Origin of the sequence: Bacteroides sp. 214 (assembly GCF_010501015.1) — a bacterium.
Lineage (GTDB): Bacteria > Bacteroidota > Bacteroidia > Bacteroidales > Bacteroidaceae > Bacteroides.
Genome location: NZ_QVML01000024.1, coordinates 1 through 23,245 on the forward strand (window position 1 = coordinate 1; position 23,245 = coordinate 23,245).

Here is a 23,245-nt window from a genome sequence, read left to right on the forward strand (position 1 = left end):
TACTTAACCCTATGTGTGTGTATAGGTGGTGGGTGGGGCACCACCCTATATAACACACACAACTCGCATATGGGTTTAAAAAACGTGTTTTTATCAGTTGATAAGGAAAGGGAAGGCAGTGAGGATGGGAAAAAAAAGCAGTGAGAATGGAAGGAGAAGTCAGTGAGAATTTGGGAAAAGGCAGTGAGAATGGAGGGGGAAGGCAGTGAGAATTTGGGGATTATTAAATGCAATACACACGCTCGCGCGTACATATTAATATAGAAACAAAAAGAAGCGATTAGAAACTCATGGAGAATAAAAAACAACCCATTGCATTAGCAACATAACTCAATGAGTTAGCATACCTAAAGCAATGCATTAAGAAAGGGGGGATTGAAAGCTTCCATGCTGTAAATCATCAAAACCATAGTTGGTTTTTATTAAAATTCTTATTCTCCCAAAAAAGAAAAACCTATCTTTACACCACTAATCAAAATCTAACATCAACTGCTATGGTAAATAGAATTTTTATTTCCCTTATTTTAATCAGCCTCAGCATCTCCTTGTACTCACAAACGAGGATGCGCGATTATGGCATTACTTATGGTATCTTCAAAACAGGAAAAAACAATGCAATAACCGACGTTGAAGGAGTAACGGTAGGACAAGTAACACTAATAGAAGGAGACTCTGTGCGCACCGGCGTAACCGCCATCGTTCCTCATCAAGGAAATATATTCAAAGAAAAAGTTCCGGCAGCTATTTACATAGGAAATGGATTCGGGAAACTCGCCGGATATACACAGGTAAAAGAATTGGGTAATATCGAAACACCGATTATATTAACCAATACATTGAACGTAGCAGCAGGGCTGGATGCACTGATAGATTACACACTCTCCAACCCCGAGAACAAAAATATCTGGTCGGTAAATGGCGTTGTAGGCGAAACTAACGACGGATCACTCAACGACATACAGGGAAGACACGTAAAGAAGGAGCATGTATTAAAAGCCATCAAGGAAGCCAGAAGCGGTGTAGTAGAAGAAGGAAATGTAGGTGCCGGAACAGGTACGGTTTGTTTCGGATACAAAGGAGGAATAGGCACTTCCTCGCGCGTATTACCTAAACAATATGGTGGCTACACAGTAGGAGTATTAGTACAATCCAATTATGGAGGTGTATTGGAAATTGCAGGTGTCCCTGTTTGGAAATACTTAGACAAATACTCTTTCAGAGATGCAGTACTACAAGATGTAGACGGATCGTGTATGATGGTGGTTATTACAGATGCACCAATCGACTCAAGAAACTTGGAAAGAGTAGCAAAAAGGGCTATGATGGGATTATCCAGAACCGGAGGAATTGCATCCAATGGCAGTGGAGATTACGTAATTGCACTTTCTGTAAACAAAGAAAATATGATACAAGCAGAGAGTAAGTTGTACACCTCGAAAGTAATTCATAATGATGATATGTCACCCCTCTTTGAAGCCACTATCGAAGCTACTGCAGAAGCCCTATGGAACTCCATGTTTGCCGCCAAAACCATGAAAGGGAGAAACGGACGCGAAGTAAAAGCACTACCTGTAACAGAAATCCTACACCTATTTAATAAATAAAGACAATATAACACTCTTTCCTATTTGCTTTTTTTGTATTTTTGCCTCAATACCCTTTCCTTTTGAAAGGATTTGAACAAATAATAACAATGAGAGTCATTGACCAAATAAACAGTTCCAAGAGAACTGCTTTCTCGTACGAAATACTTCCTCCCTTAAAAGGAACAGGAATAGAGAGATTGTACAAAACGATAGAAACACTACAAGAGTTTGAACCCAAATACATTAACATTACTACACACCGTAGCGAATATGTATATACAGACTTAGGAAATGGAATGTTTCAGCGCCAGCGGTTACGCCGTCGTCCAGGAACAGTAGCCGTAGCTGCGGCTATTCAAAACAAATACGACATAACCGTTGTGCCCCATATCCTTTGTAGCGGATTCTCGCGTGAAGAAACTGAATATGTACTGTTGGATTTACAATTTCTCGGGATAACCGACTTACTGGTACTGCGAGGAGACAAGGCCAAACATGAATCTGTTTTTACTGCCGAAAAAGAAGGTTACAAACATGCTATTGAATTGCAAGAACAAATCAACAGTTTTAACAAAGGTATATTTGTAGACGGTTCGGAAATGAAAGTTACAGCTACACCTTTTTCATACGGCGTAGCCTGCTATCCCGAGAAACATGAAGAAGCCCCCAATCTGGATACAGACATTTATTGGTTGAAGAAAAAAGTAGAAGCCGGTGCCGAGTATGCCGTTACACAACTGTTTTATGACAACCGCAAATTCTTTGAATTTGTTCGAAAAGCTCGGGAGGCAGGAATAACCATTCCGATTATTCCCGGTATTAAACCGATGAAAAGAATCGAGCAGTTAAATATAATACCCAAAACATTCAAGGTAGATATTCCGGAAGAATTGGCCACTGCCATTATGAAGTGTAAAAGTGACGAAGATTCTCGCCGTGTAGGTATTGAATGGTGTATTGAGCAGTGCAAAGAGCTGATAGCTTACGGAGTACCCAGTATTCATTTCTATTCTGTGGCAGCCGAGGATAGTATAAAAGAAGTAGCAAAAGTAATTTATTAAGCGATGTTTTTCAAAGATGTAATTGGGCAAGAAGCAATTAAGCGCAGACTTATTCAAGAAGCGAAAGAAGGGCGTGTTCCACACGCGCTACTATTCTGCGGCTCCGAAGGTGTTGGCAAAATGCCATTGGCAATTGCATACGCACAATACTTAAACTGCCAGCAACCAGGCGAAACAGATGCTTGTGGCGTATGCCCTTCGTGTGTGAAATTTGCCAAGTTGGTCCACCCCGACCTACACTTTATGTTCCCGACCATCAAGAGCAAAGTTTGTGATGACTACATCGCCGAATGGAGACAATTCGTGCTTTCCAACCCCTATTTTAGCTTCAACCATTGGTTGAACGAAATAGACGCAGAGAACTCACAAGCCATTATTTATGCAAAAGAAAGCGATGAAATATTGCGGAAGTTGAGCCTAAAATCAAGCGAGGGTGGGTTCAAATTCGTCATCTTGTGGCTCCCCGAAAAAATGAATCCGGTTTGTGCCAATAAATTATTAAAGCTACTGGAAGAGCCACCCCAAAAGACGGTTTTCTTCTTAATTTCTGAAGCACCAGACCTAATTCTGACGACCATATTCAGTAGGACACAACGCATAAACATTTCTAAAATAGATGAACAAAGTATTGCACAAACATTGCAAACCAAGTATGGAGTACTGCAGCAAGAGAGTTCTTCCATTGCGCATCTTGCCAATGGGAACTTCATCAAAGCACTCGAAACGATTCATCTAAATGAAGAAAATCAACTCTTCTTCGACCTCTTTGTTAGTTTGATGCGCTTATCGTATCAACGAAAGATTAAGGAGATGAAACTATGGAGCGAACAAGTGGCAGGACTGGGGCGAGAAAGACAAAAAAACCTGTTGGATTATTGCCAACACATGGTTCGCGAAAATTTCATCTATAATCTGCACAATCCTCAACTTACTTATATGAGTACGGACGAGCAGAATTTTGCCACCCGCTTTGCACCATTCATCAACGAACGAAATGTGATGGGTATGATGAATGAGCTAACCGAAGCACAAGCACACATACAGCAAAACGTAAATGCTAAAATGGTATTTTTTGATTTTGCCTTAAAAATGATTGTATTACTCAAACAATAAAACTATATAATGAAATTCAAATTACATAACGGAAGTGGTTCTCTCTGCGCTAAGAGTTGCTCACGTCAAGATAATAAATTAAACACATACGACTGGCTTGCCGATGTACCCGGGGAAGAAGAAGAGTATGACATGGTCGAAGTGCAGTTTAAGAACACTCGAAAAGGTTACTACCGCAACAGCAACAATATACCTATTGAAAAAGGAGATGTGGTGGCTGTAGAATCTTCGCCCGGACATGATATCGGTGTAGTAACCCTCACCGGTAGACTGGTTGAACTACAAATGAGAAAAGCAAATCTCAAAGCCGATGTCGAGATAAAACGAGTCTATCGTAAAGCAAAGCCAATAGATTTGGAAAAATACAACGAAGCCAAGGCAAGAGAGCATGACACGATGATACGCTCGCGCCAAATAGCACTCGACCTTAATCTCAACATGAAGATAGGTGATGTGGAATATCAGGGAGATGGAAACAAAGCAATCTTCTACTACATTGCCGATGAACGTGTAGACTTCCGCCAACTGATAAAAGTACTGGCTGATGCTTTTCGTGTAAGAATAGAAATGAAACAAATTGGTGCGCGCCAAGAAGCCGGACGCATTGGTGGTATCGGCCCTTGTGGAAGAGAACTCTGCTGCGCCACATGGATGACAAGTTTTATATCTGTATCCACAACAGCTGCGCGCTATCAAGACCTCTCGCTGAACCCACAGAAGCTTGCCGGACAGTGTGCCAAACTTAAATGTTGTTTGAATTATGAAGCAGATTGCTATGTGGAAGCACAAAAGCGATTGCCCTCTCGAGAAATAGAACTAGAGACCAAAGATGGTACTTTCTATTTCTTTAAAGCAGATATTCTAGCCAATCAGATAGCATATTCTACAGATAAGAATTTTGCAGCAAACCTTGTTACCATTAGTAGCAAACGAGCTTTTGAGATAATTGGGTTAAATAAAAAAGGCATAAAGGTAGATAGCCTGCCCGAAGTTGAGCACAAGCCAGAGCCAAAAAAATCGGTGGATTTGTTAGACCAAGACCTTACCCGCTTTGACAAAGGAAAGAGAGAAGGTGGAAATTCCAATAACAGAAAGAAAAAAAGAAGACCGGAAGGCAACAGACAAGGTGAGCCAAGAAGAGCCGGTGAGAATAACCAGCAACAGAATGGCAGACCGGGAGGGCATAATAACAACAATGCTCCGTCCAACAACAACCGTCCAAACAACCATCGCGGGAATAACAACAGGAATCGGAATAACAGACCCAAACCACAAGACAGGAATAAGGAACAATGAGACGTTTAGCAACCTTATGCTTCGTATTAATATTTTGCTTAGTTGGGTGTAATAATACTCAAACAACGTATTGTAGTTACACGATTGGAAAAGAAGGTTGGGCAAAAACACACTCATTATACTATGATGTTGCAGCCGCTGATTCGCTACATAACTGCAAGCTACTTATCGTTGTGCGAAACAACGATAAGTATGCTTATCAACAACTTCCGTTACTTGTAACGCACAATTTACCCGATGCAACCGCTTGGCAAATAGACACTATTGTTTTTCAAGTGGCCGATAAAAATGGGAAATGGTTAAGTAAAGGATGGTCGGGCATCTATGAATCTTGGCAAACACTGAAAGAGTTTGACTACTTAAGACGCGGAAAGTACACCATCAAAATAGATCAACTAACAGGCGAAGACTACCTACATGGTATCACTGATATCTCTATTCTCTTGGAAAACAGTAAATAGCTAAAACGTTCTGTTTCGCCCAGCGTCTATCCGCAAGAAAATAAAAAGCAGGATTGTAAAGCCCCACAGTGAAGAACCACCATAGCTAAAGAAAGGAAGAGGAATACCAATCACCGGAGTCAACCCCAACACCATACCTACATTGATAAATAAATGGAAAAGAAAAATAGATAAAACACAATAGCCATATACACGTCCAAATGCGCCCCGTTGTCTCTCGGCAAGAAAAATCAGCCGAAGAATAAGTGCTAAATAAAGAAGTAATACAGCAACAGAGCCCACAAAGCCTTGTTCCTCACCTATCGTACAAAAAATAAAGTCAGTATCTTGTTCAGGTACATATTTCAATTTAGTTTGTGTACCATTCAAGAAACCTTTCCCCAGCAATCCACCCGAACCGATGGCTATTTTTGATTGATTGACATTATAACCGGCTCCCGCCAAATCTTCTTTTAATCCCAATACAACTTCAATGCGTAAACGTTGATGTGGCTCTAATATCTTGTTAAAAGCGTAATCACTGGAGTAGAAAAAAGCAAAAGAAATTATGGTAAACAGCGAAATCAATAAATACCCCCATATACGCTCCTTAAGCGAAAGAAACAGTAAGTAAACAACAACAGCTACCAACAAGAAAAGCTGTACCAAGGCAAAATCAAACGCAACTATATTTGCCGCTATAAAATAGGCTATAAACGTTAGCAATAAGCTTCCACCTATGATTATTCCTGCCGCAAATTTATTCTTCCGAAAAACATACACCATTCCACCCGTGAAAAAAAGAATCATAGAGAGTACAGCTACATCGCCAACTACTGTTGGCGTATCAGGAATAAGGACTTCACCATAACGTATGCCTACTACAAAGTAGAGAACAGCACAAAGCCCGGCAAACAATACCACCCCCGGCATCCCCTCTCTATATAAAACTAAGAAGAATGAGAAATACACTAAGGCAGAGCCTGTTTCTTTCTGTAATATAATCAGTAACAATGGTAGTAATATAATCAGCCCAGATATAAGTGCATTCTTAGTTTTTTTTAGATTGAAGGAATAAGAACTCATAAATTTCGCTAATGCCAAAGCAGTAGCAAATTTGGCAAATTCGGCAGGTTGCAAGCTTACAGGCCCTAGTTGTAACCAAGAGCGAGAGCCCTTTATTTCGGGAGCAATAAAGATGGTAGCAACCAACAGCAGCATTAGAGCGGCATAGATAATGTAGCTAAACATATCGTACATCCGGTGATCGAGCATTAATAGCACAAATGCAAGTCCGAAAGAACAAACAATCCACATAAACTGTTTCCCTGCACGGGTTGAGAAATCAAAAAAGTCTGTGCTATCGCCAAAGTCATAACTGGCACCACAAATAGAGAACCACCCACATACAATCAAGAGCAGATAGATGCAGATAGAAAGCCAGTCAATACTTTTCCACAGATTACTGTTTCTGGTATTCATACGGAATTAGGTTTGCATTACTAATATAATCTATTTTGGCAGCACGTTCCGGAGCAATAGAACCATTCAGATACTGTTCTATCAACAGAGCACCGGTAGGAACTGCCCATGTTGCACCAAATCCACCATTTTCTATATATACGCAAATGGCTATCTTAGGATTCTCCATTGGAGCAAAACCCATGAAGATTGAGTGGTCTTTTCCACGATTTTGTGCGGTTCCGGTTTTTCCGCATACTTCAATACCCGGGATGTTAGCACCACGACAAGTGGAACCGTAAGGACTTCCAATCACAGCTCCACGCATTCCTTCCACTACGTAATCATAGTATTGGGTATCTACACCTGTATAACGTTTGGTGGTGTAAACCGAAGCCAATGTGTCATTTTCAACCTCTTTCACTAAATGTGGTGTGATAAAATGCCCACGGTTACCTATTGTAGCAGCTAAATTGGCTATTTGAATAGGAGTAAGCAGTACCTCGCCCTGCCCTATCGCAAGAGACATTATAGTAAATGCATTCCACCTTCCTTTATATATATCATCGTAGTAATTCCCATTAGGAATTAATCCTCTTTTTTCGCCAGGGATATCTACCCCTAACGGATAGCCAAACCCCATATTAACCATGTAATCTCGCCATTTATTCAATGCTTTATCTGGTGTTCCATACTTGGTTTTATTATTTATCATTCGTAAAAAGCCCCAGCAGTAATAAGCGTTGCACGAGGTAGAAAGCGATGGGATAAAAGGAATAGGAGAGCCATGTGGATGACAACCAACCCGGCGTGCACCTGGATAAACAAACCCATTATGACATGGAAAGGTTGTATTCACATCTATGATATCCTCTTGCAAAAATATTAATCCTTGCGCTGTTTTGAATGTAGATCCCGGAGGAGTTGCAGACATAAGAGCACGATTAAACAATGGCTTCTTCGGATCTTTTGATAGTTCCAGATGATTAGCCCCGCGCTGCCTACCTACCATAATAGAAGGATCGTAAGAGGGCGCCGATACCATACAAAGTATTTCGCCCGTTGATGGCTCTATGGCAACAACACTGCCAAGTTTATTCTGCAACAGTTTTTCCGCCAATAATTGAAGCTCTATATCCAGTCCGGTAATCAGATTTTTTCCTGCTACAGGTTTTATATCCTCTGCACCATCCATATAGCGACCTTGAATACGCCCGTGTGCGTCACGTAAAAGTACTTCTACTCCTTTCTCCCCACGCAGGAACTTTTCGTACGACCGTTCCAAACCTAGTTTCCCTATATAGTCTCCACTCACGTAATACTCATCTGCCTCAATTTCCTTTTTGGAAACTTCGCCAATGTCTCCCAGCATATGTGCAGCACTATTGAAAGAGTACTGCCGCACTGTACGCCTATTTATATAAAAACCGGGATATTTGAATAGTTTTTCTTGAAAAATACCTATTTCTTCAGCAGAAAGCTGTGTCATAAAGACTTGGTGGGTATAACGTGAATAGCCGGGATTTAACCTTCTGTCTCGCATATCTGCCATGCGCTTTACAAAATACTCCGGAGTAATGCGGAGTGTATTGCATAGGTCGAGGGTGTCCAGATTTGCTATTTCCCGGGGGATGATGCTAATATCATAAGCAGGCTGGTTAAAAACGAGCAAATTACCATTCCGATCATAAATAGAACCGCGTGCAGGATATTGTGTCTTTTTAAGAAAAGCATTGCTATCGGCACTATTTTTATAATTATCCGAAAGTATTTGTAAATCATACAAGCGGAAAGTATACAAAAGCACAATTATCAGCGCTATTGCACCAATAACGTATTTTCGTTTCTCCAGTACATAATCTTTAACAGCCATCTCTACTCACTCACTTTATCCAATATTACGATACAAACAAATGTTAGTACACCACTAGCCATTGTTTTCAATAAAATTGTTGTTATATCTGCAAAAGAAAAAAACATAATTGAGAACGTCACCAGATGATGTGTTAGAATCGAAGCAAACAAGAACTTCACATACGAGAGGCGTCCAAGACTCCGTACAGAAGGCATCAATGTATCTTGGTTATCACGAGGAGTAAATAAACGAAGGAAAAACGGACGAACAAAAGCTAAAACGACAGTAGAAGCGGCATTTATACCAGGTGTGTTAGAGAAAAGGTCTATTAATAAGCCCAGCAAAAAACCCAGTAATAGCAACTTATTATGTGAAATAGAGGAATCTTGTTTTATTATATACAGTATGTACAATAAAGGCGTAGCATAGCCAAAGAAATTAATCCTATTCAGGAAAACGACTTGAATAAGTACTAACGCAACAAACCAAACTATATTCTGTATTGTGTTTCTCATCGGTTACTTTGTACTATTTTGTTCCAATGTTCTTTGTTCCTTCTGTCCCTCGCGCGCAAGTACCCGTACATTAGTTAACTTGCCAAAATCTGTAGCCAGTTTAATGCGAAGATTATAAGATAAACCATCCGCGAAATCAGCAATCTGATCTACTGTTCCAACAATAATCCCTTCTGGGAAGACGGTTGAGTAACCACTGGTAACAACTGTATCGCCTAATGTAATTTCGGCATGACGGGGCAAATCTCTTAGAAAAGCATACTGGGTATCTCCACCCTCCCATTTCAAATAGCCAAAGTAGTCACTATTTTTAATTTTACTACTTACATTTGACTTACTATTCAATAACGAAATAACAATAGAGTAAGAAGGAGAAGCCATATAAATAATACCCACAACACCCATACCGCTTACTACGGCCATATCGGGTTGTACACCGTCTCTTGTTCCCTTGTTGAGTGTTATGTAGTTGTCGGCCAGATTCAAACTGTTATTAATAACACGGGCTTTGAATATTCTATAGTCTGCAGTTGCTGCTCCTTGTATGCTTTGCAACTTCATTGCATCCGATTCATATTCTTTCAAAAGTCCTTGCAGTCTAGACATCTGCTCCTCTAAACGAATATTTCGCTCCAATAACTCTTCATTGGCTTCTTTCAAATGAAAATACGAAGTAACCGCACCAGATACTTCGTACAGCCTTCCAACTACAGTATTGGCAGATGTAAAGAACACCCCCTCCTGATAACGATTAAAACGAAATAGCAACGCAAAACAGATTACTTCCAATAAAACAAAGAAGAACCAATAGTTATACTTAATCAGGAAGTTCAGCAAATTTCGCATGATGACCTACGTTGCTAATGCCATTAATGAACTGTAAATTATCTCATTAAGAACGAGAAACGTTCCACATTCTTCAGAGCAATTCCAGTTCCTTTAGCAACAGCATGAAGAGGATCTTCTGCAATATGAAACTTTATATTGATTTTATCTGTTAAACGTTTGTCCAAGCCACGAAGCAATGCTCCACCACCAGCCAAATAAATGCCATTGTGTACAATATCTGCATACAATTCGGGAGGCGTTTTTTCTAATGCGCTTAAGATAGCAGTTTCCATTTTTGAGATAGACTTCTCTAAACAATGGGCTACTTCTTGATAACACACAGGTATCTCCATTGGCAAAGCTGTTATCTTGTTAGGACCATGCACTATGTAATCTTCGGGAGCTTCGTCTCCTAGTTCTGTAAGAGCAGCGCCTACATTTATTTTAATTCGCTCCGCCATACGTTCGCTGACTTTCACATTGTGTTGGCGACTCATATATTCTTGGATGTCTGCAGTAAGATCATCGCCCGCAATGCGGATAGAGTTATTAGATACAATACCTCCAAGCGAGATTATAGCAATTTCGGTAGAACCTCCACCTATATCTACAATCATGTTTCCTTCGGGAGCTTCAACGTCCAGTCCAATACCAATAGCTGCTGCCATTGGCTCAAATATCAGATAAACATCTCTACCTCCAGCATGCTCGGCAGAGTCACGAACCGCACGAAGCTCAACTTCAGTACTACCCGATGGCACACCAATAACCATCCGCAACGAAGGTGCAAAAAAATGACTACGGGTATTTACCATTTTAATCATCCCACGCATCATTTGTTCACACGCATAGAAATCAGCAATCACACCATCTCTCAAAGGTCTGATAGTACGTATATTCTCGTGCGTTTTTTCATGCATCATTTTTGCTTTTTCACCTACAGCAATCATTTTATCCGTTCGGCGATCTAAAGCTACAACAGAAGCCTCATCCACTACTATTTTACCATTACTTATAATAATGGTATTCGCAGTACCAAGGTCCATTGCTATTTCTTGCGTAAAAGAGAATAATCCCATAATCTTATTAATGTTTAAAGTGACGGATACCTGTGGTGACCATGGCTACACCATGAACATCACAATAATCTATTGTCTCTTGGTCTTTGATTGAACCACCCGGCTGAATAACTGCTTTTACACCTTCCTTATCTGCAATCTCCACACAATCGGGGAAAGGGAAGAACGCATCAGAAGCCATTACAGCACCCTCTAGCTTAAATTCAAATGACTTAGCTTTTTCAATAGCTTGCCTCAAGGCATCTACACGTGAGGTCTGCCCCACGCCACTCGCAATGAGCTGCTTATCTCTTGCTAAAACAATCGAATTGGACTTACTGTTCTTCACTATTTTATTCGCAAAGAGTAAATCTTCTACCTCTTCGGGAGTTGGTTCGCGATCGGTAACAACCTTCAGGTCGGCTACTGTTTCTATGTTCAGGTCCCTATCCTGCACCAGTACACCATTCAGTAACGAACGATACTGCTTCTTCGGAAGTTTTGCATCCTTACGAACCAAGATGATACGATTTTTCTTTTGTCCAAGTATCTCCAATGCGTCCACATCGTAATCGGGAGCCACAATTACTTCAAAAAATATCTTGTTAATTTCTTCAGCAGTTGCTTTGTCTACAACAGCATTAGTAATCAACACACCACCGAAAGCTGAAACCGGGTCACCAGCCAGAGCATCTTTCCAGGCATCAAGCAATACCGGACGAGAAGCTAACCCACAAGCATTGTTATGTTTAAGTATGGCAAAAGTAACATCGTCAAATTCATCAATCAACTCTACAGCAGCATTGATATCAAGCAAATTGTTGTAAGAGATTTCTTTACCATGGATTTGATCGAACATATTATTCAAATCACCATAAAAATATCCTCTTTGATGAGGGTTTTCTCCATAACGAAGTGCTTTTTGGTCATTTGCTGTAGTACGAAAAGCAGACCCTTCTTCGCCATCGAAGTAATTGAAAATAGCCGAATCGTAATGCGAAGAAACTGCAAAAGCTTCTTTTGCCATCCAGCGACGTTCTTCGAGTGTAGAAGTTGCTCCATGTTCCATCAACATATCCAACAATGGCTTATATTGATATTGCGATGCCACAATGATAACATCATTATAATTTTTGGCAGCAGCACGAATCAACGAGATACCACCTATATCAATCTTTTCAATAATAGCAGCTTCCTCCGCGCCTGAGGCAACAGTTGCTTCAAACGGATACAAGTCTACAATTACCAAATCTATTTCAGGAATTTCATACTTGCTTATTTGCTGCATGTCTTGTTCTACAGAACGACGACAAAGAATACCACCAAACACTTTCGGATGTAATGTCTTTACCCTACCACCCAAAATAGAGGGATAAGAGGTAAGTTCCTCTACCGCCTGACAAGGATATCCTAATGATTCAATAAACTGCCGGGTACCACCGGTTGATAAAAATTGCACTCCCTCTTCATGCAGTTTGGTTATTATTTCGTCCAAACCCTCTTTGTGGTAAACCGACACTAACGCGGTTTTTATTCTTTTTGTCTCAGACATTTATATGTGTGTTATTTGTTTTTAATCAGAAGTTTCGCAAAGTTACAAAATTAAGTTTCTTATCGCATAATAATTAATATACAAAAAACTAAAAAACAAAGGTTGATTTGCCAATAACTCTAGTTTTTTTCCATTATGGATTAGAGCTCAACAATTCATCCAATTTATTCGAAGCAATTTCCCACTCTCCAACTATGCTATCCAAACGATTTTTAAGTTGTTGGTGCTTCTCATACAATGTCATATCTGCTGCACCTTCAGGAGTAATCATTTGCTCTTCTACACTTGCAATTGACGCTTCTACCTCTTCAATTATGAGTTCGCATTCAGCAATTTGTTTTTCTAACTTTTTTTGCTTTTTGCTGAGTTCTTTCCGGGCTTCGTATGAGAGTTTGCTCTCAGATTGTTGCTGCTCTTCCTTTTCCTTGATTCCTTTAGAAGTTTCGGAAGCAACATTTAATTCGTTCAGATTCTCTATCTTTTTCTTTTGCAGAAAGTCATAAATACCACACAAATGTTCTTTTACAACTCCTCCGCCAAATTCATAGACTTTTGTAGCTAACCCATCCAGGAATTCTCGATCGTGGCTTACAATAACTACCGTACCATCAAAATCCCTAATTGCATCCTTCAAAACATCTTTCGACCGCATATCCAAATGGTTGGTTGGCTCATCCAGAATAAGAAAATTTACCGGTTCGAGTAGTAATTTAATCATCGCCAAGCGAGTACGTTCACCACCCGAAAGTACTTTTACTTTTTTATCCGAAGCTTCACCACCAAACATGAAAGCGCCCAAAATATCGCGTATTTTTGTTCGAACATCCCCTGTTGCAACATAGTCTATCGTATCAAACACGGTTAAGTTTTCATCTAGCATTTGCGCCTGATTCTGAGCGAAATAACCAATTTGCACATTATGCCCAATAGTTAACTTTCCATCAAAGTCAATTTCATCCATGATACACTTGACTAGCGTGGTTTTCCCCTCACCGTTTTTTCCTACGAAAGCAACTTTATCACCTCTATTAATCGTTAGGTTTACATCATGAAATACAACATGACTGCCATACATTTTCTTTACATCTTCGCAAACAACCGGATAGCTCCCCGAGCGCGAGGCAGGAGAGAATTTTAACCGTAAAGAAGAATTGTCTTCTTCATCTATTTCAATACGTTCTATCTTATCCAATTGTTTAATGCGACTTTGCACCTGCACAGCCTTCGTTGCCTTATAACGAAAACGTTCTATAAAATCCTCTGTATCTTGTATTTGTTTTTGTTGATTCTCGTAAGCACGTACTTGCTGTTCGCGACGCTCTTTGCGCAACTCCACGAACTGATCGTATGCTACTTTGTAGTCGTAAATCTTACCACAAGAAATTTCAATGGTACGAGTCGTTACGTTATTAATAAAAGCTCTATCGTGACTAACCAACACCACAGCGTTGGCACGAGTAGCCAAAAAATGCTCCAACCACTGGATAGATTCAATATCAAGATGGTTGGTTGGCTCATCGAGCAGTAATACATCCGGGCGGCGTAATAACAGTTTCGCAAGCTCAATACGCATTCGCCACCCACCACTAAATTCAGATGTAGAACGTTCAAAATCTTCACGACGAAAGCCAAGCCCTATCAAAGTACGTTCTATTTCGGCATGGTAGTTTGTGCCGCCCATCATCAAGAAACGTTCGTTCTCGTTGGTAAAGCGGTCTATTAATTTATGGTAGTCTTCGGAATCGTAATCTGTACGAGTGGAAAGCTCTGTATTCATTCGTTCAATAGCTGCTTGTTGATCGAATATATGCTCAAAAGCAAGTTCCGCCTCCTGCATCACCGTGCGTGTATCCGCCAGCTTCATCACTTGTGGTAAATAGCCTATAGTCGTTTCTTTAGGAGCAGCCACTGTTCCGGATGTAGGAGATTGCAGCCCTGCCAATATCTTGAGCATGGTCGATTTCCCTGCTCCATTCTTACCCACAAGAGCTATACGGTCTTTTTTGTTGATTACGTATGACACGTCGTCGAAAAGCGGCGTAGCATTAAATTCTATTTTAAGTTGTTCTATTGAAATCACGTTGATTGAGTGGTTTATGAAATTGAAGCAAAGATAGGGTTTTTAGGGAGAAGGGTCTAAGAAAATGTTCAAAAAGCAAAAGCCTATTTCTTAATATAAAAACAGGCTTTTGCTTTTCAAGATGATAGAATAAAACGGCACGTAATTGCTACAAGATATTAATCATTTTCTCCCAAGAAGTCTAGTACCGCAATTATTCGTTCTTTATCACCTTTAATATTTGCATTTTTAAGGAATCTATTTATTTCATTCTTCTTCGCTGGAAACAGTTTCACTAAGTCTTTTGCTTTTTTTATTTTGGTTAACTTACCATCAAGTAAAATCAAATAAAAAACGGAAGGATTTGTTTTGTAATTATCAGGTAATTTCAGTTGATAAATGCCATCTCCAGCGCTAATTGAAGAGACATCATGAATAGCTGATGTTGAAGAAGTCCCATAACCTGTACTTTGTCCTGCTAGTTGTATTTCACAACGGTGCACTGCATATAAAACATGGCTTTTTGCAGGAAGTAATTCATAAAACTCCTTTTCGTACGGGACAAAGGTTCTACCTGCAATATAAATAGTGTCAATAGTATCAACTGGATACAGTGCTTTATTCTTTCCATCTTCTCCGACAAAAACCATTTCACGCGTTACAGCATTATAATTCAGTCTGCCGTTGGATGTATTTTTGTTTTTATATACCACTTTCGCTGCTTCAAAATCATCAAAAAGAAAATGATTTTTCGCATTTTGTCCTACAACAATTGAGGATGAAAAAATTAGTAGCACTAAAAACAATAATTTAATAGAATTAACCATATTATTTCACTGTTATTTTTTTCTGTATTTTTTGATTTCCACCCAAATCAACTGTAACAACATAAATTCCTTTTCTTAAGTCATTTAGTGAAATAGCTTCATTACTCTTTACCGTTTTAAGAATATTAACTCCCGATAAATCTGTAATTACAACTTCAGCGATTTGTTGTTCCGTATTAAATATCAACACATTGTCCTTAACATAAATTTTTGCAGGAGCTACAACATCTTCTATCCCTGTTTGAGTAATTTCAATGTCAAAACTCAGCAAGTCATCAGTTACCGATAGATTATATATCCGTAACCCACCATCTGAGTTATCAGAAAGGAATGGTTTAGGATATGTTATGCCCGTAATTATCGGACCAGTAGCTGTTTGATAAGCCGCTTCGTCTATAAACCCATTTTCCACTAAAGAACCAAAAGGGCGATATATGTATACTTCATCTGGAAGTCCATTTCTATTACCTTGGCTTACAGTCGTATTTATTCTATATACCAAAAGCCCAGAACGACGAAGATTCTTTTCATATTTCCCTTCTTTTTTTCTGTACTCTAAAACATAGTATTCATCTGGATTTGTAGAGTTTACTCTATAACAAACATTCTCAGAGGAGCTACTAGACAAAGGTCTCAAAGAGTAAGTTCCAGAAGTTGTGATAACAGGAAGATCAGTAATCCATTGTTGACCAGCATACTTCCACTTCATATAAGCACCCATATGGCACCAACCACTACCCATTATATCCCAGTCGCCAACAGGACTTAAGTGTTCATAAGCCGCAAGATAGTGATATAAATCTGGAGAACCAAGCGCATGAAACATCTCGTGACAGAGCGTATTAGTTGTCACCTGGTTTTCTGGTTGGAAAACATAGTCCAAAACCCGCTTCCCATGTATAAAACATTCTCGCGTATATAATGACCATCGGTGTGCCCATAATAAATCACTCCAACCATCACTACTCCCTTGAATCACAAAACAGATATTATCTATATAACCGTCACCATCTCCATCAACTTCATCGGCAGTGAACGTTGTTTCAATAGCGTTTCGCATCGCATCAATGGCATTTACTAATAAATTATGTTCTCTATTAGTTCGTTCTTCTTCTGTTTTATATCCATCAGTATTAGTAGTAGCATTGTAAGGTTTATAGAATCCTCTTTCTCTAAAATCTACATAGCCCACATTATCAGCACTCAAATCTGCCTTAGGGAAGAAAGTCGAAGCAACTGTCAATTTCCCATATGACACCTCCTGAAAATAGTCTTTCATTGAACCACTAGTGGATTCAGTACTATTAAAACGAGTATCATACACACTCCTTTTTTTAGAAAAAGTTTGTGCATCCGGAAAAGAAATGAAAATAACAATATTATTTAAGACCTCTTTGCGAGGGGCATTTAACAAACTTCGCGTTTCCGTTTTTCTCAAACACTGTAGGCGCTCTGTTCTTTGCAAATATTCCTCCTTTGAGATTCTTATCCAAGGATCAATCCCCGCATTATTAGGGAGATTCTTATCGGCACGAAATAGCGAAGGAACTAATTTTCCTTTCTGATCTTTTTGGGCATAATAACAAAAGCCATCTTCTCCTAAAAGAATTGTGTATCCGTCTTTATCGTGTACCCAATGATAAAATTCATCGCCAGAAGAGTAAAGAATCAATTCACTTCCATCAGGCTGAGTCACCTTGTTTTCTATGTTTTTAAAGGGAGCTGCATATAAATAGCAAGTGAGTAATACTAAAACACTTAAAATACTTATTCTTTTTATCATAATAAATGGTTATTAGATAAAGAGAGCCACCATTTTCGGGTGGCTCTCTTTATATTTACACCCTTATGGGTCTCATTGTTTAGTAAATTTAACTCCGTCTTCAAGAAGATAGAACCAACCACCAGAACTTCCATTAACAGGATGTATGGCTTGAATACCCATACCATATTCAAATGATATTACCCCATTTTCAAGAATTCCATCAAAAGAGCTAATAGTCCACAAGGATTCTCCCTCGATATGCGTTGCCCCAAAAGTAGGATGCCATGAACCTGTAGGCTTTGGTATATCACCAATATATTGTTTACCTGCAATTGAAACAAGGATTTCTCCATCTACTTCTCCTATTTTGAGCTCAGCAGGTGTCGCATATGCCATGAAGTACACAAGCAGCACATTTTCATCATCATCACTTGCTAGTATTTTAGCATCAAGTGTCACATTTGAACCATCAAAAGCAGATATTCCAGTAATTTTATACGTTCCAATAGCAGCAGCCCAAGGGTGTTCATCATCCACTATTGTTACAGAAATCATGTTTTCTATTGATGACTGAGGCAATTCAGGAGAAACAGCTGAAATTAGAATTTTAAACTCTTTCTTTCCTGTAAACACATCATTATCAATAGGCTGAACAATAACATATTTTACTTCAGAACCAGCTTCAAAAGTTATTGATTTATTAGCAATTACATAATCTACACCTTCGATTGCTGGACTTGCTACACCTTCGATACTAGTAGTAAGCGTTACTGTAACATTTTTTCCATTAGGCATACAAGCATAAGCAATTGGTATTTGCAATGCAGTAGCTGAATTTTCATCAATTGACGCAGTCTTTTGAGGAAAACTCACATGTGCATCAGAAGCACGGAACGATTGTGGGTCGTTATCATCACATGATGCAACAAGAAATAGTACTCCAACAATCAGGCTTAAATATTTTATATGTTTCATTTTTCTACTCTTTTAGAATTAATAATTGTTTTGAACCATATTCTCGTTTGCTTCTATTTCAGACTGCGGAATCGGAAGAAGGTAATAAGGACTAGTTGCCACTACTTGCAATGTGCTTGCAGGTGTGCCTGAGCCATCAGACAAAAATCCCTTATCATCACGTATTACATCTTCACCTCTACGCTTCAAATCAAAGAATCTATGACCCTCAAAGGCCAGTTCTAAACGTCTTTGTAGCTGAATTGCAACTTCTAGTGGTTGTCCTGTTTCCGTTCCTGCTGCGTAATCAGAATAACGCTTTGAACGTACTACGTTTAGGTCAGCCAATGCTTTTTCTTGATTACTCAAGTTATAATAAGCTTCGGCTCTTGTCAGGTACATCTCAGCAGCACGAATAACAGGAATATCTACAAGTCCCACAGATGCACCGCCATTATTCCACTTCCATACAACATAACAATCGCCCGATTTAGAAGTTACCAACTTAATCACAGAGCTACGACAGTCTGTTGAGGTATATAATTGCTTCAAAGAATGAGTTAGGCTATAATTTGCGTTATAGTCAGTAGTAGCTCCTTGTCCCCAACTATTACCAGCCAAGATTTTATCATCTGATTTAATTGCAATTCTGAACAGCACCTCAGGCACAGCCATACTGGTAGTATAAACCTTGCTAAAGCCTTCTGTGTCTGCCATATCAGTACCGTCACCTGCAATTGCAGCAGTAGCACAATCAACAGCTTTTTGATTTTCGCCCATAGTTAAATAAACACGTGCGAGAATTGCATTTATTGATTTCTTATTTAAACGATAATTAATCTTAGCATTATAGCTATCGGCCATAAGTGTTTTAGCCTGCTCCAAATCTTCCACTAACCAAGTATATACCTCTTTAACGGTATTTCGAGCTGGAAAATCTGTTTTTGTATCTTTTTTATAAGTTACACCTAAATCTGTAGCGGATGCTGTTTTATAACTTCTTCCATACCAACGTACTAAGTCAAAATGAATCATTCCACGAAGAGCTAAACTTTCGGCCAATAAATTTTTAGCCAAAATAAGTTCTGACTCCTCAGTAAATGGAATCTCTACTTCCAAGCGAGTGATTACTTCATTAGCGCCTAATATACCATTATAAGCAGCAGACCAAAGACCAGTTACACCGTAAGTATCAGCATAGAATTTAAAATCAGCGAATTGGTTGTATATTAAACGTCCGCCACGGTGTAGTATCAAATTGTCAGACATAATGTCTGGAACCATCAGATTAAATTCTGATGTATAAGAAGTGGAACGAATAGATTCGTAAACACTATTTGTTGTATTGTTAAAGTCATCAATTGACTCTATCGCATTATCACTATTCAACGAATCGTGAGGAACAGTATCCAAAAAACCGCTACAACCTGACAGTATTAAACCGACAAAAGTGACAATTGCTATTATATTATTCAGTTTCATATAAAATACTTTTGATTAGATTAAAAATCTTAAAAACTTACTTCAAGTCCAAACATAATGGTACGAGACGCTGGGAAATTATAGTCAAGTACACCTCCCGAAGAACCTGTTCCAGACGCATTAGGCGTTCCTACTTCAGGGTCTAATCCTTTAAATCCTGTTATAGTGAAAAGATTCAAGGCTTGAGCAAAAACTCTGCAGTTCTGTATACCAGTCGGAGCCAAAAGACTCTTAGGTAAAGTATATGCTAGTGTTAAGTTTCTCAAGCGCAAGTAAGAGCCATCTTCAAGATATCTTGTAGATTGAACAGAACTATTACCAATACTTTGTCTTGGAACATTTGTAATATCTCCTGGCTTCATCCATTGGTCATACAACATCGATTTATCCATGTTGCTTCCTATTTGTGCTCCATCACTTTCGGAAAAGAAGCGATTGTGATTATAGATATAATTGCCTCCTGAAAAATAGAAATCACCACTCAATTCTAATCCTTTATATGCTACACTAGCACCAAAAGAACCGAAATATTTTGGATCAGCGGTTTTGCCATCTAATATAACTGCATCATTAGAATTATAAACATTTGTAATTTCGCCATCAGCGGTGTAGTACAATGCATCTCCGTTTGCAGGGTTAACACCTGCCCAACGCACCATCTTATAAGAACTAATAGGGTATCCTTCTGTAATTATGTTATTCCAGCCTACCATAATATCATTTCCCTTATACAACTCCTTAATTTCATTCTTGTTTTGAGAAATCATAAAATTAAGGTTAACGGTCCAATCATTATTTCTAATAATATCACCATTAATTGCAATTTCATAACCTTTGTTAGCTAGTTCTCCAACATTATCTATACGAGAAGAAAAACCAGAAGTCATAGACAGATTGGTTGATAAGAGCAAGTCTGTTGTTTTACGATGATATACATCAAATACCACGTTTAAGCGAGAATCAAAGAAAGAAGCATCAAAGCCGAGTGAGGTTGATAAACTCTTTTCCCAAGAAAGATCCGGGTTAGGCAAACGACCTGGATATGCGGTTGTTGCACCATTATAGCTACCATATCCATATACACCTTGAGCTGCATAATCTCCAATACTATTATTACCGGATGTACCTATACTGCCACGTAGTTTCAAGCGATTAAGCCACTCAACATCTGATAAGAAAGATTCTCTTTCCATATTCCAACCTAAACCGACAGCCCAGAATGTTCCATATTTTGTGTCTGTACCAAAACGAGAAGATCCGTCACGTCTTAAAGACAAGTCAACAATATATTTCGCATCATAAGTATATCCGAGTGAAGCTATATAGGAAAGTAATTTCCACTCTGTTTCCACACCTTCAACATCCTTGTCGGTTGCACCAATGTTTATAGCATCTAGTTTTCCTGTTGGGAATCCGCTAACCATAGCTACCAAAGACCTATAGTTACTACCTTGCGCTTCCATACCAACAATTGCTTTAACATCATGAACGCTGTTAAAAGTCTTCTCATAACTCAAAACATTAGTCCACACCCACGTCGCACGTTGTACTACAGACTCATTACGATACCCGTGAGGATCACCTAATATTTGTGACAGTTGAGATTCTGGTTTATTGTATTGATAATTCCTTTGTTGAATAAAATCCAAACCTGCAACAGTCATGTATTTAATCTCGTCCCAAATTTTCCATTCGAAACTAAATGCACCAACACCTTTTATATTTGTAATATTACGTGGGTTATTATCTATGTTTTCAAAGATATTTATTCTATTACCTCCCACTGACATTTTGGTATTATAGCTACCATCCTCATTGTATGGTGCATCATATGGATTTGCACCGAAAATGTAATTAAATGGATTCAATGCATTACGATCCGTTCTCAACATACCTTCTTTTGAAACCCCTACGGAAGTTGCAACAGCAAATTTAAACTTTTCGCCAATTTTGTGTTCTAGGTTAGAACGGAAAGTAGCTCTATCAAGGTATGAACCAGGCACAATTGCTTCTTGATCAAAATATTGACCGGAAACATAAAATTTCGTAGATTCATTACCACCAGAAATATTCATTTCATATGATTGGGTAGTTCCTGTACGAAGAATTTCATCAGCCCAGTTTGTGTTATGAACTGCAGCAATTTCTGCATCTGTCATTGGACCACCATTAGCACCACCTGTAGCGCCTTTACCAGATCCCAACTGACGTTCATACGTCAATTTCTCTTGAGCATTCATCATTGTGAAGTCACTATCACTCAATGTTCTAGTTGAGAAACCAAATGAGGCTTTTACGTTAAAAACAGTCTTTCCTTCTTTCCCTTTTTTGGTTGTAATCAAAATAACTCCATTAGAACCTCTTGATCCATAAATAGCTGTAGCAGAGGCATCTTTTAGAACAGACATATATTCTATGTCACTTGAGTTTAGTGCTGCAAAGTCTGTAGAAGACATCGGAACACCATCAATCACATACAAAGGACTATTACCAGCCGAGATAGAACTTGTACCACGAATTTTAATATTGGCTCCTGAACCAGGTCTACCAGTAGACGCAGTAACCTGAACACCCGCAGCTTTTCCTTGAAGTGCTTGGTCAACGCTATTCACGGGAACTTTACTTATCTGTTCAGATTTCACAATCTCAACAGAACCTGTTAAAGAACTCTTCTTTGCTGAACCATATGCAACAATCACTACCTCATCCAAGATTTCAGTATCGGGTTTCAGTACAATTTTTACATTTGGTTTTACTGCAACTTCCTGAGACTTCATTCCCACAAAAGAAATTTGCAAGGTTTTTGCCGTACTCGGAACATTTGGAATCGAAAAATTACCATTCATGTCGGTAATAGCACCCAAAGTAGTACCTTTAACCAACACGGAGGCCCCAATAACAGGCTGCCCATCTTCTTCAGAAATCACATTACCTGTAACCGTCTGATTTTGAGCAGTCACCAAACCATAACCTATGAAAAGGCAGGTTAATAACAACATAAATTTTCTTTTCATAAATTCTCTCTTAAAGTTTAACTTTACAATTAATTATTCCACTTTTCTTATCTAACAATTTGCGAAATTATTAATAAAACTGAAATTTACAAATTATTATCAAAAGAAAGATTGCTTTAAAGTTACGATTTAACTATTTAACCTTCTTCTAGTACCGTTCTAAAGAGTTAGAGAAACCTATTTGTAACATTAAAAAAAGCATCATCCTCTCTCGCAGCTATACTCTTTTGGAGTTATTCGCACTGCATTCTTATTCAATTTACACTGCATTCTTATTCATTTCTGTCTTATACGGGATTTGGTTGTCACCTTTTTGCTGCATAATATTTTCTTATTTATGCATAAAACCGTACAACATCGCTACAGTGAAACTTTTAAG

Annotated in this window: 16 protein-coding genes and 1 pseudogene; 5 read left to right on the forward strand and 12 right to left on the reverse strand. The window is 38.8% G+C overall.

Annotated elements, in window-relative coordinates; translation table 11 throughout:
• The first annotated feature begins 494 nt into the window (after nucleotides 1-494).
• The 5 genes and pseudogenes from D0T50_RS13060 to D0T50_RS13080 all read left to right on the forward strand — a co-directional run bounded on the left by D0T50_RS13060 (nucleotide 495) and on the right by D0T50_RS13080 (nucleotide 5,517).
• On the forward strand, nucleotides 495-1,604 hold the full coding sequence (locus D0T50_RS13060; RefSeq protein WP_163223977.1) for a P1 family peptidase: 1,110 nt from the start codon (nucleotides 495-497) through the stop codon (nucleotides 1,602-1,604).
• An 89-nt stretch (nucleotides 1,605-1,693) separates the two neighbouring features.
• Nucleotides 1,694-2,647, forward strand: a complete 954-nt coding sequence (gene metF, locus D0T50_RS13065; protein ID WP_163223978.1) for a methylenetetrahydrofolate reductase [NAD(P)H] — start codon at nucleotides 1,694-1,696, stop codon at nucleotides 2,645-2,647.
• Nucleotides 2,648-2,650: 3 nt separating this feature from the next.
• A complete protein-coding gene (locus D0T50_RS13070; RefSeq protein WP_163223979.1) occupies nucleotides 2,651-3,760 on the forward strand; it encodes a DNA polymerase III subunit in 1,110 nt (369 codons plus the stop codon).
• A 9-nt stretch (nucleotides 3,761-3,769) separates the two neighbouring features.
• A pseudogene (locus tag D0T50_RS13075) lies at nucleotides 3,770-5,053 on the forward strand (stage 0 sporulation family protein); the annotation flags it as partial.
• Nucleotides 5,053-5,517 (forward strand): gliding motility lipoprotein GldH, encoded by a 465-nt coding sequence (locus D0T50_RS13080; protein ID WP_163223981.1) that lies wholly within the window; start codon nucleotides 5,053-5,055, stop codon nucleotides 5,515-5,517. The pseudogene D0T50_RS13075 and the gene D0T50_RS13080, both read left to right, overlap by 1 nt.
• Here D0T50_RS13080 and rodA read toward each other — a convergent pair whose 3' ends face one another.
• The 12 genes from rodA to D0T50_RS13140 form a co-directional block, all read right to left on the reverse strand.
• Nucleotides 5,518-6,978 carry a rod shape-determining protein RodA gene (rodA, locus tag D0T50_RS13085; RefSeq protein WP_163223982.1) on the reverse strand — a complete coding sequence of 487 codons (1,461 nt, stop codon included), beginning with the start codon at nucleotides 6,976-6,978 and terminating at the stop codon, nucleotides 5,518-5,520. It lies immediately after the preceding gene.
• On the reverse strand, nucleotides 6,959-8,830 hold the full coding sequence (locus D0T50_RS13090; RefSeq protein WP_163223983.1) for a penicillin-binding transpeptidase domain-containing protein: 1,872 nt from the start codon (nucleotides 8,828-8,830) through the stop codon (nucleotides 6,959-6,961). Before D0T50_RS13090 ends, rodA begins: the two co-directional genes overlap by 20 nt.
• Before the next feature lie 2 nt (nucleotides 8,831-8,832).
• Nucleotides 8,833-9,327, reverse strand: a complete 495-nt coding sequence (gene mreD, locus D0T50_RS13095; RefSeq protein WP_163223984.1) for a rod shape-determining protein MreD — start codon at nucleotides 9,325-9,327, stop codon at nucleotides 8,833-8,835.
• 3 nt (nucleotides 9,328-9,330) lie between these two features.
• Nucleotides 9,331-10,173 carry a rod shape-determining protein MreC gene (gene mreC, locus D0T50_RS13100; protein ID WP_163223985.1) on the reverse strand — a complete coding sequence of 281 codons (843 nt, stop codon included), beginning with the start codon at nucleotides 10,171-10,173 and terminating at the stop codon, nucleotides 9,331-9,333.
• 38 nt (nucleotides 10,174-10,211) lie between these two features.
• A complete protein-coding gene (locus tag D0T50_RS13105; protein ID WP_163223986.1) occupies nucleotides 10,212-11,234 on the reverse strand; it encodes a rod shape-determining protein in 1,023 nt (340 codons plus the stop codon).
• Nucleotides 11,235-11,241: 7 nt separating this feature from the next.
• Nucleotides 11,242-12,765 carry a bifunctional phosphoribosylaminoimidazolecarboxamide formyltransferase/IMP cyclohydrolase gene (gene purH, locus D0T50_RS13110; RefSeq protein WP_163223987.1) on the reverse strand — a complete coding sequence of 508 codons (1,524 nt, stop codon included), beginning with the start codon at nucleotides 12,763-12,765 and terminating at the stop codon, nucleotides 11,242-11,244.
• 133 nt (nucleotides 12,766-12,898) lie between these two features.
• Nucleotides 12,899-14,845 carry an ABC-F family ATP-binding cassette domain-containing protein gene (locus D0T50_RS13115; RefSeq protein ID WP_163223988.1) on the reverse strand — a complete coding sequence of 649 codons (1,947 nt, stop codon included), beginning with the start codon at nucleotides 14,843-14,845 and terminating at the stop codon, nucleotides 12,899-12,901.
• A gap of 158 nt (nucleotides 14,846-15,003) precedes the next feature.
• A complete protein-coding gene (locus D0T50_RS13120) occupies nucleotides 15,004-15,651 on the reverse strand; it encodes a hypothetical protein (RefSeq protein ID WP_163223989.1) in 648 nt (215 codons plus the stop codon).
• 1 nt (nucleotide 15,652) lies between these two features.
• Nucleotides 15,653-17,434: a M6 family metalloprotease domain-containing protein gene (locus D0T50_RS13125; RefSeq protein ID WP_163223990.1), complete on the reverse strand. Its 1,782-nt coding sequence runs from the start codon at nucleotides 17,432-17,434 to the stop codon at nucleotides 15,653-15,655.
• Nucleotides 17,435-17,506: 72 nt separating this feature from the next.
• Nucleotides 17,507-18,391, reverse strand: a complete 885-nt coding sequence (locus D0T50_RS13130) for a Calx-beta domain-containing protein (protein WP_163223991.1) — start codon at nucleotides 18,389-18,391, stop codon at nucleotides 17,507-17,509.
• Between the two features lie 18 nt (nucleotides 18,392-18,409).
• Nucleotides 18,410-19,852 carry a RagB/SusD family nutrient uptake outer membrane protein gene (locus D0T50_RS13135; RefSeq protein WP_163223992.1) on the reverse strand — a complete coding sequence of 481 codons (1,443 nt, stop codon included), beginning with the start codon at nucleotides 19,850-19,852 and terminating at the stop codon, nucleotides 18,410-18,412.
• A 29-nt stretch (nucleotides 19,853-19,881) separates the two neighbouring features.
• Nucleotides 19,882-22,866, reverse strand: a complete 2,985-nt coding sequence (locus D0T50_RS13140) for a TonB-dependent receptor (RefSeq protein ID WP_163223993.1) — start codon at nucleotides 22,864-22,866, stop codon at nucleotides 19,882-19,884.
• Nucleotides 22,867-23,245: the final 379 nt, after the last annotated feature.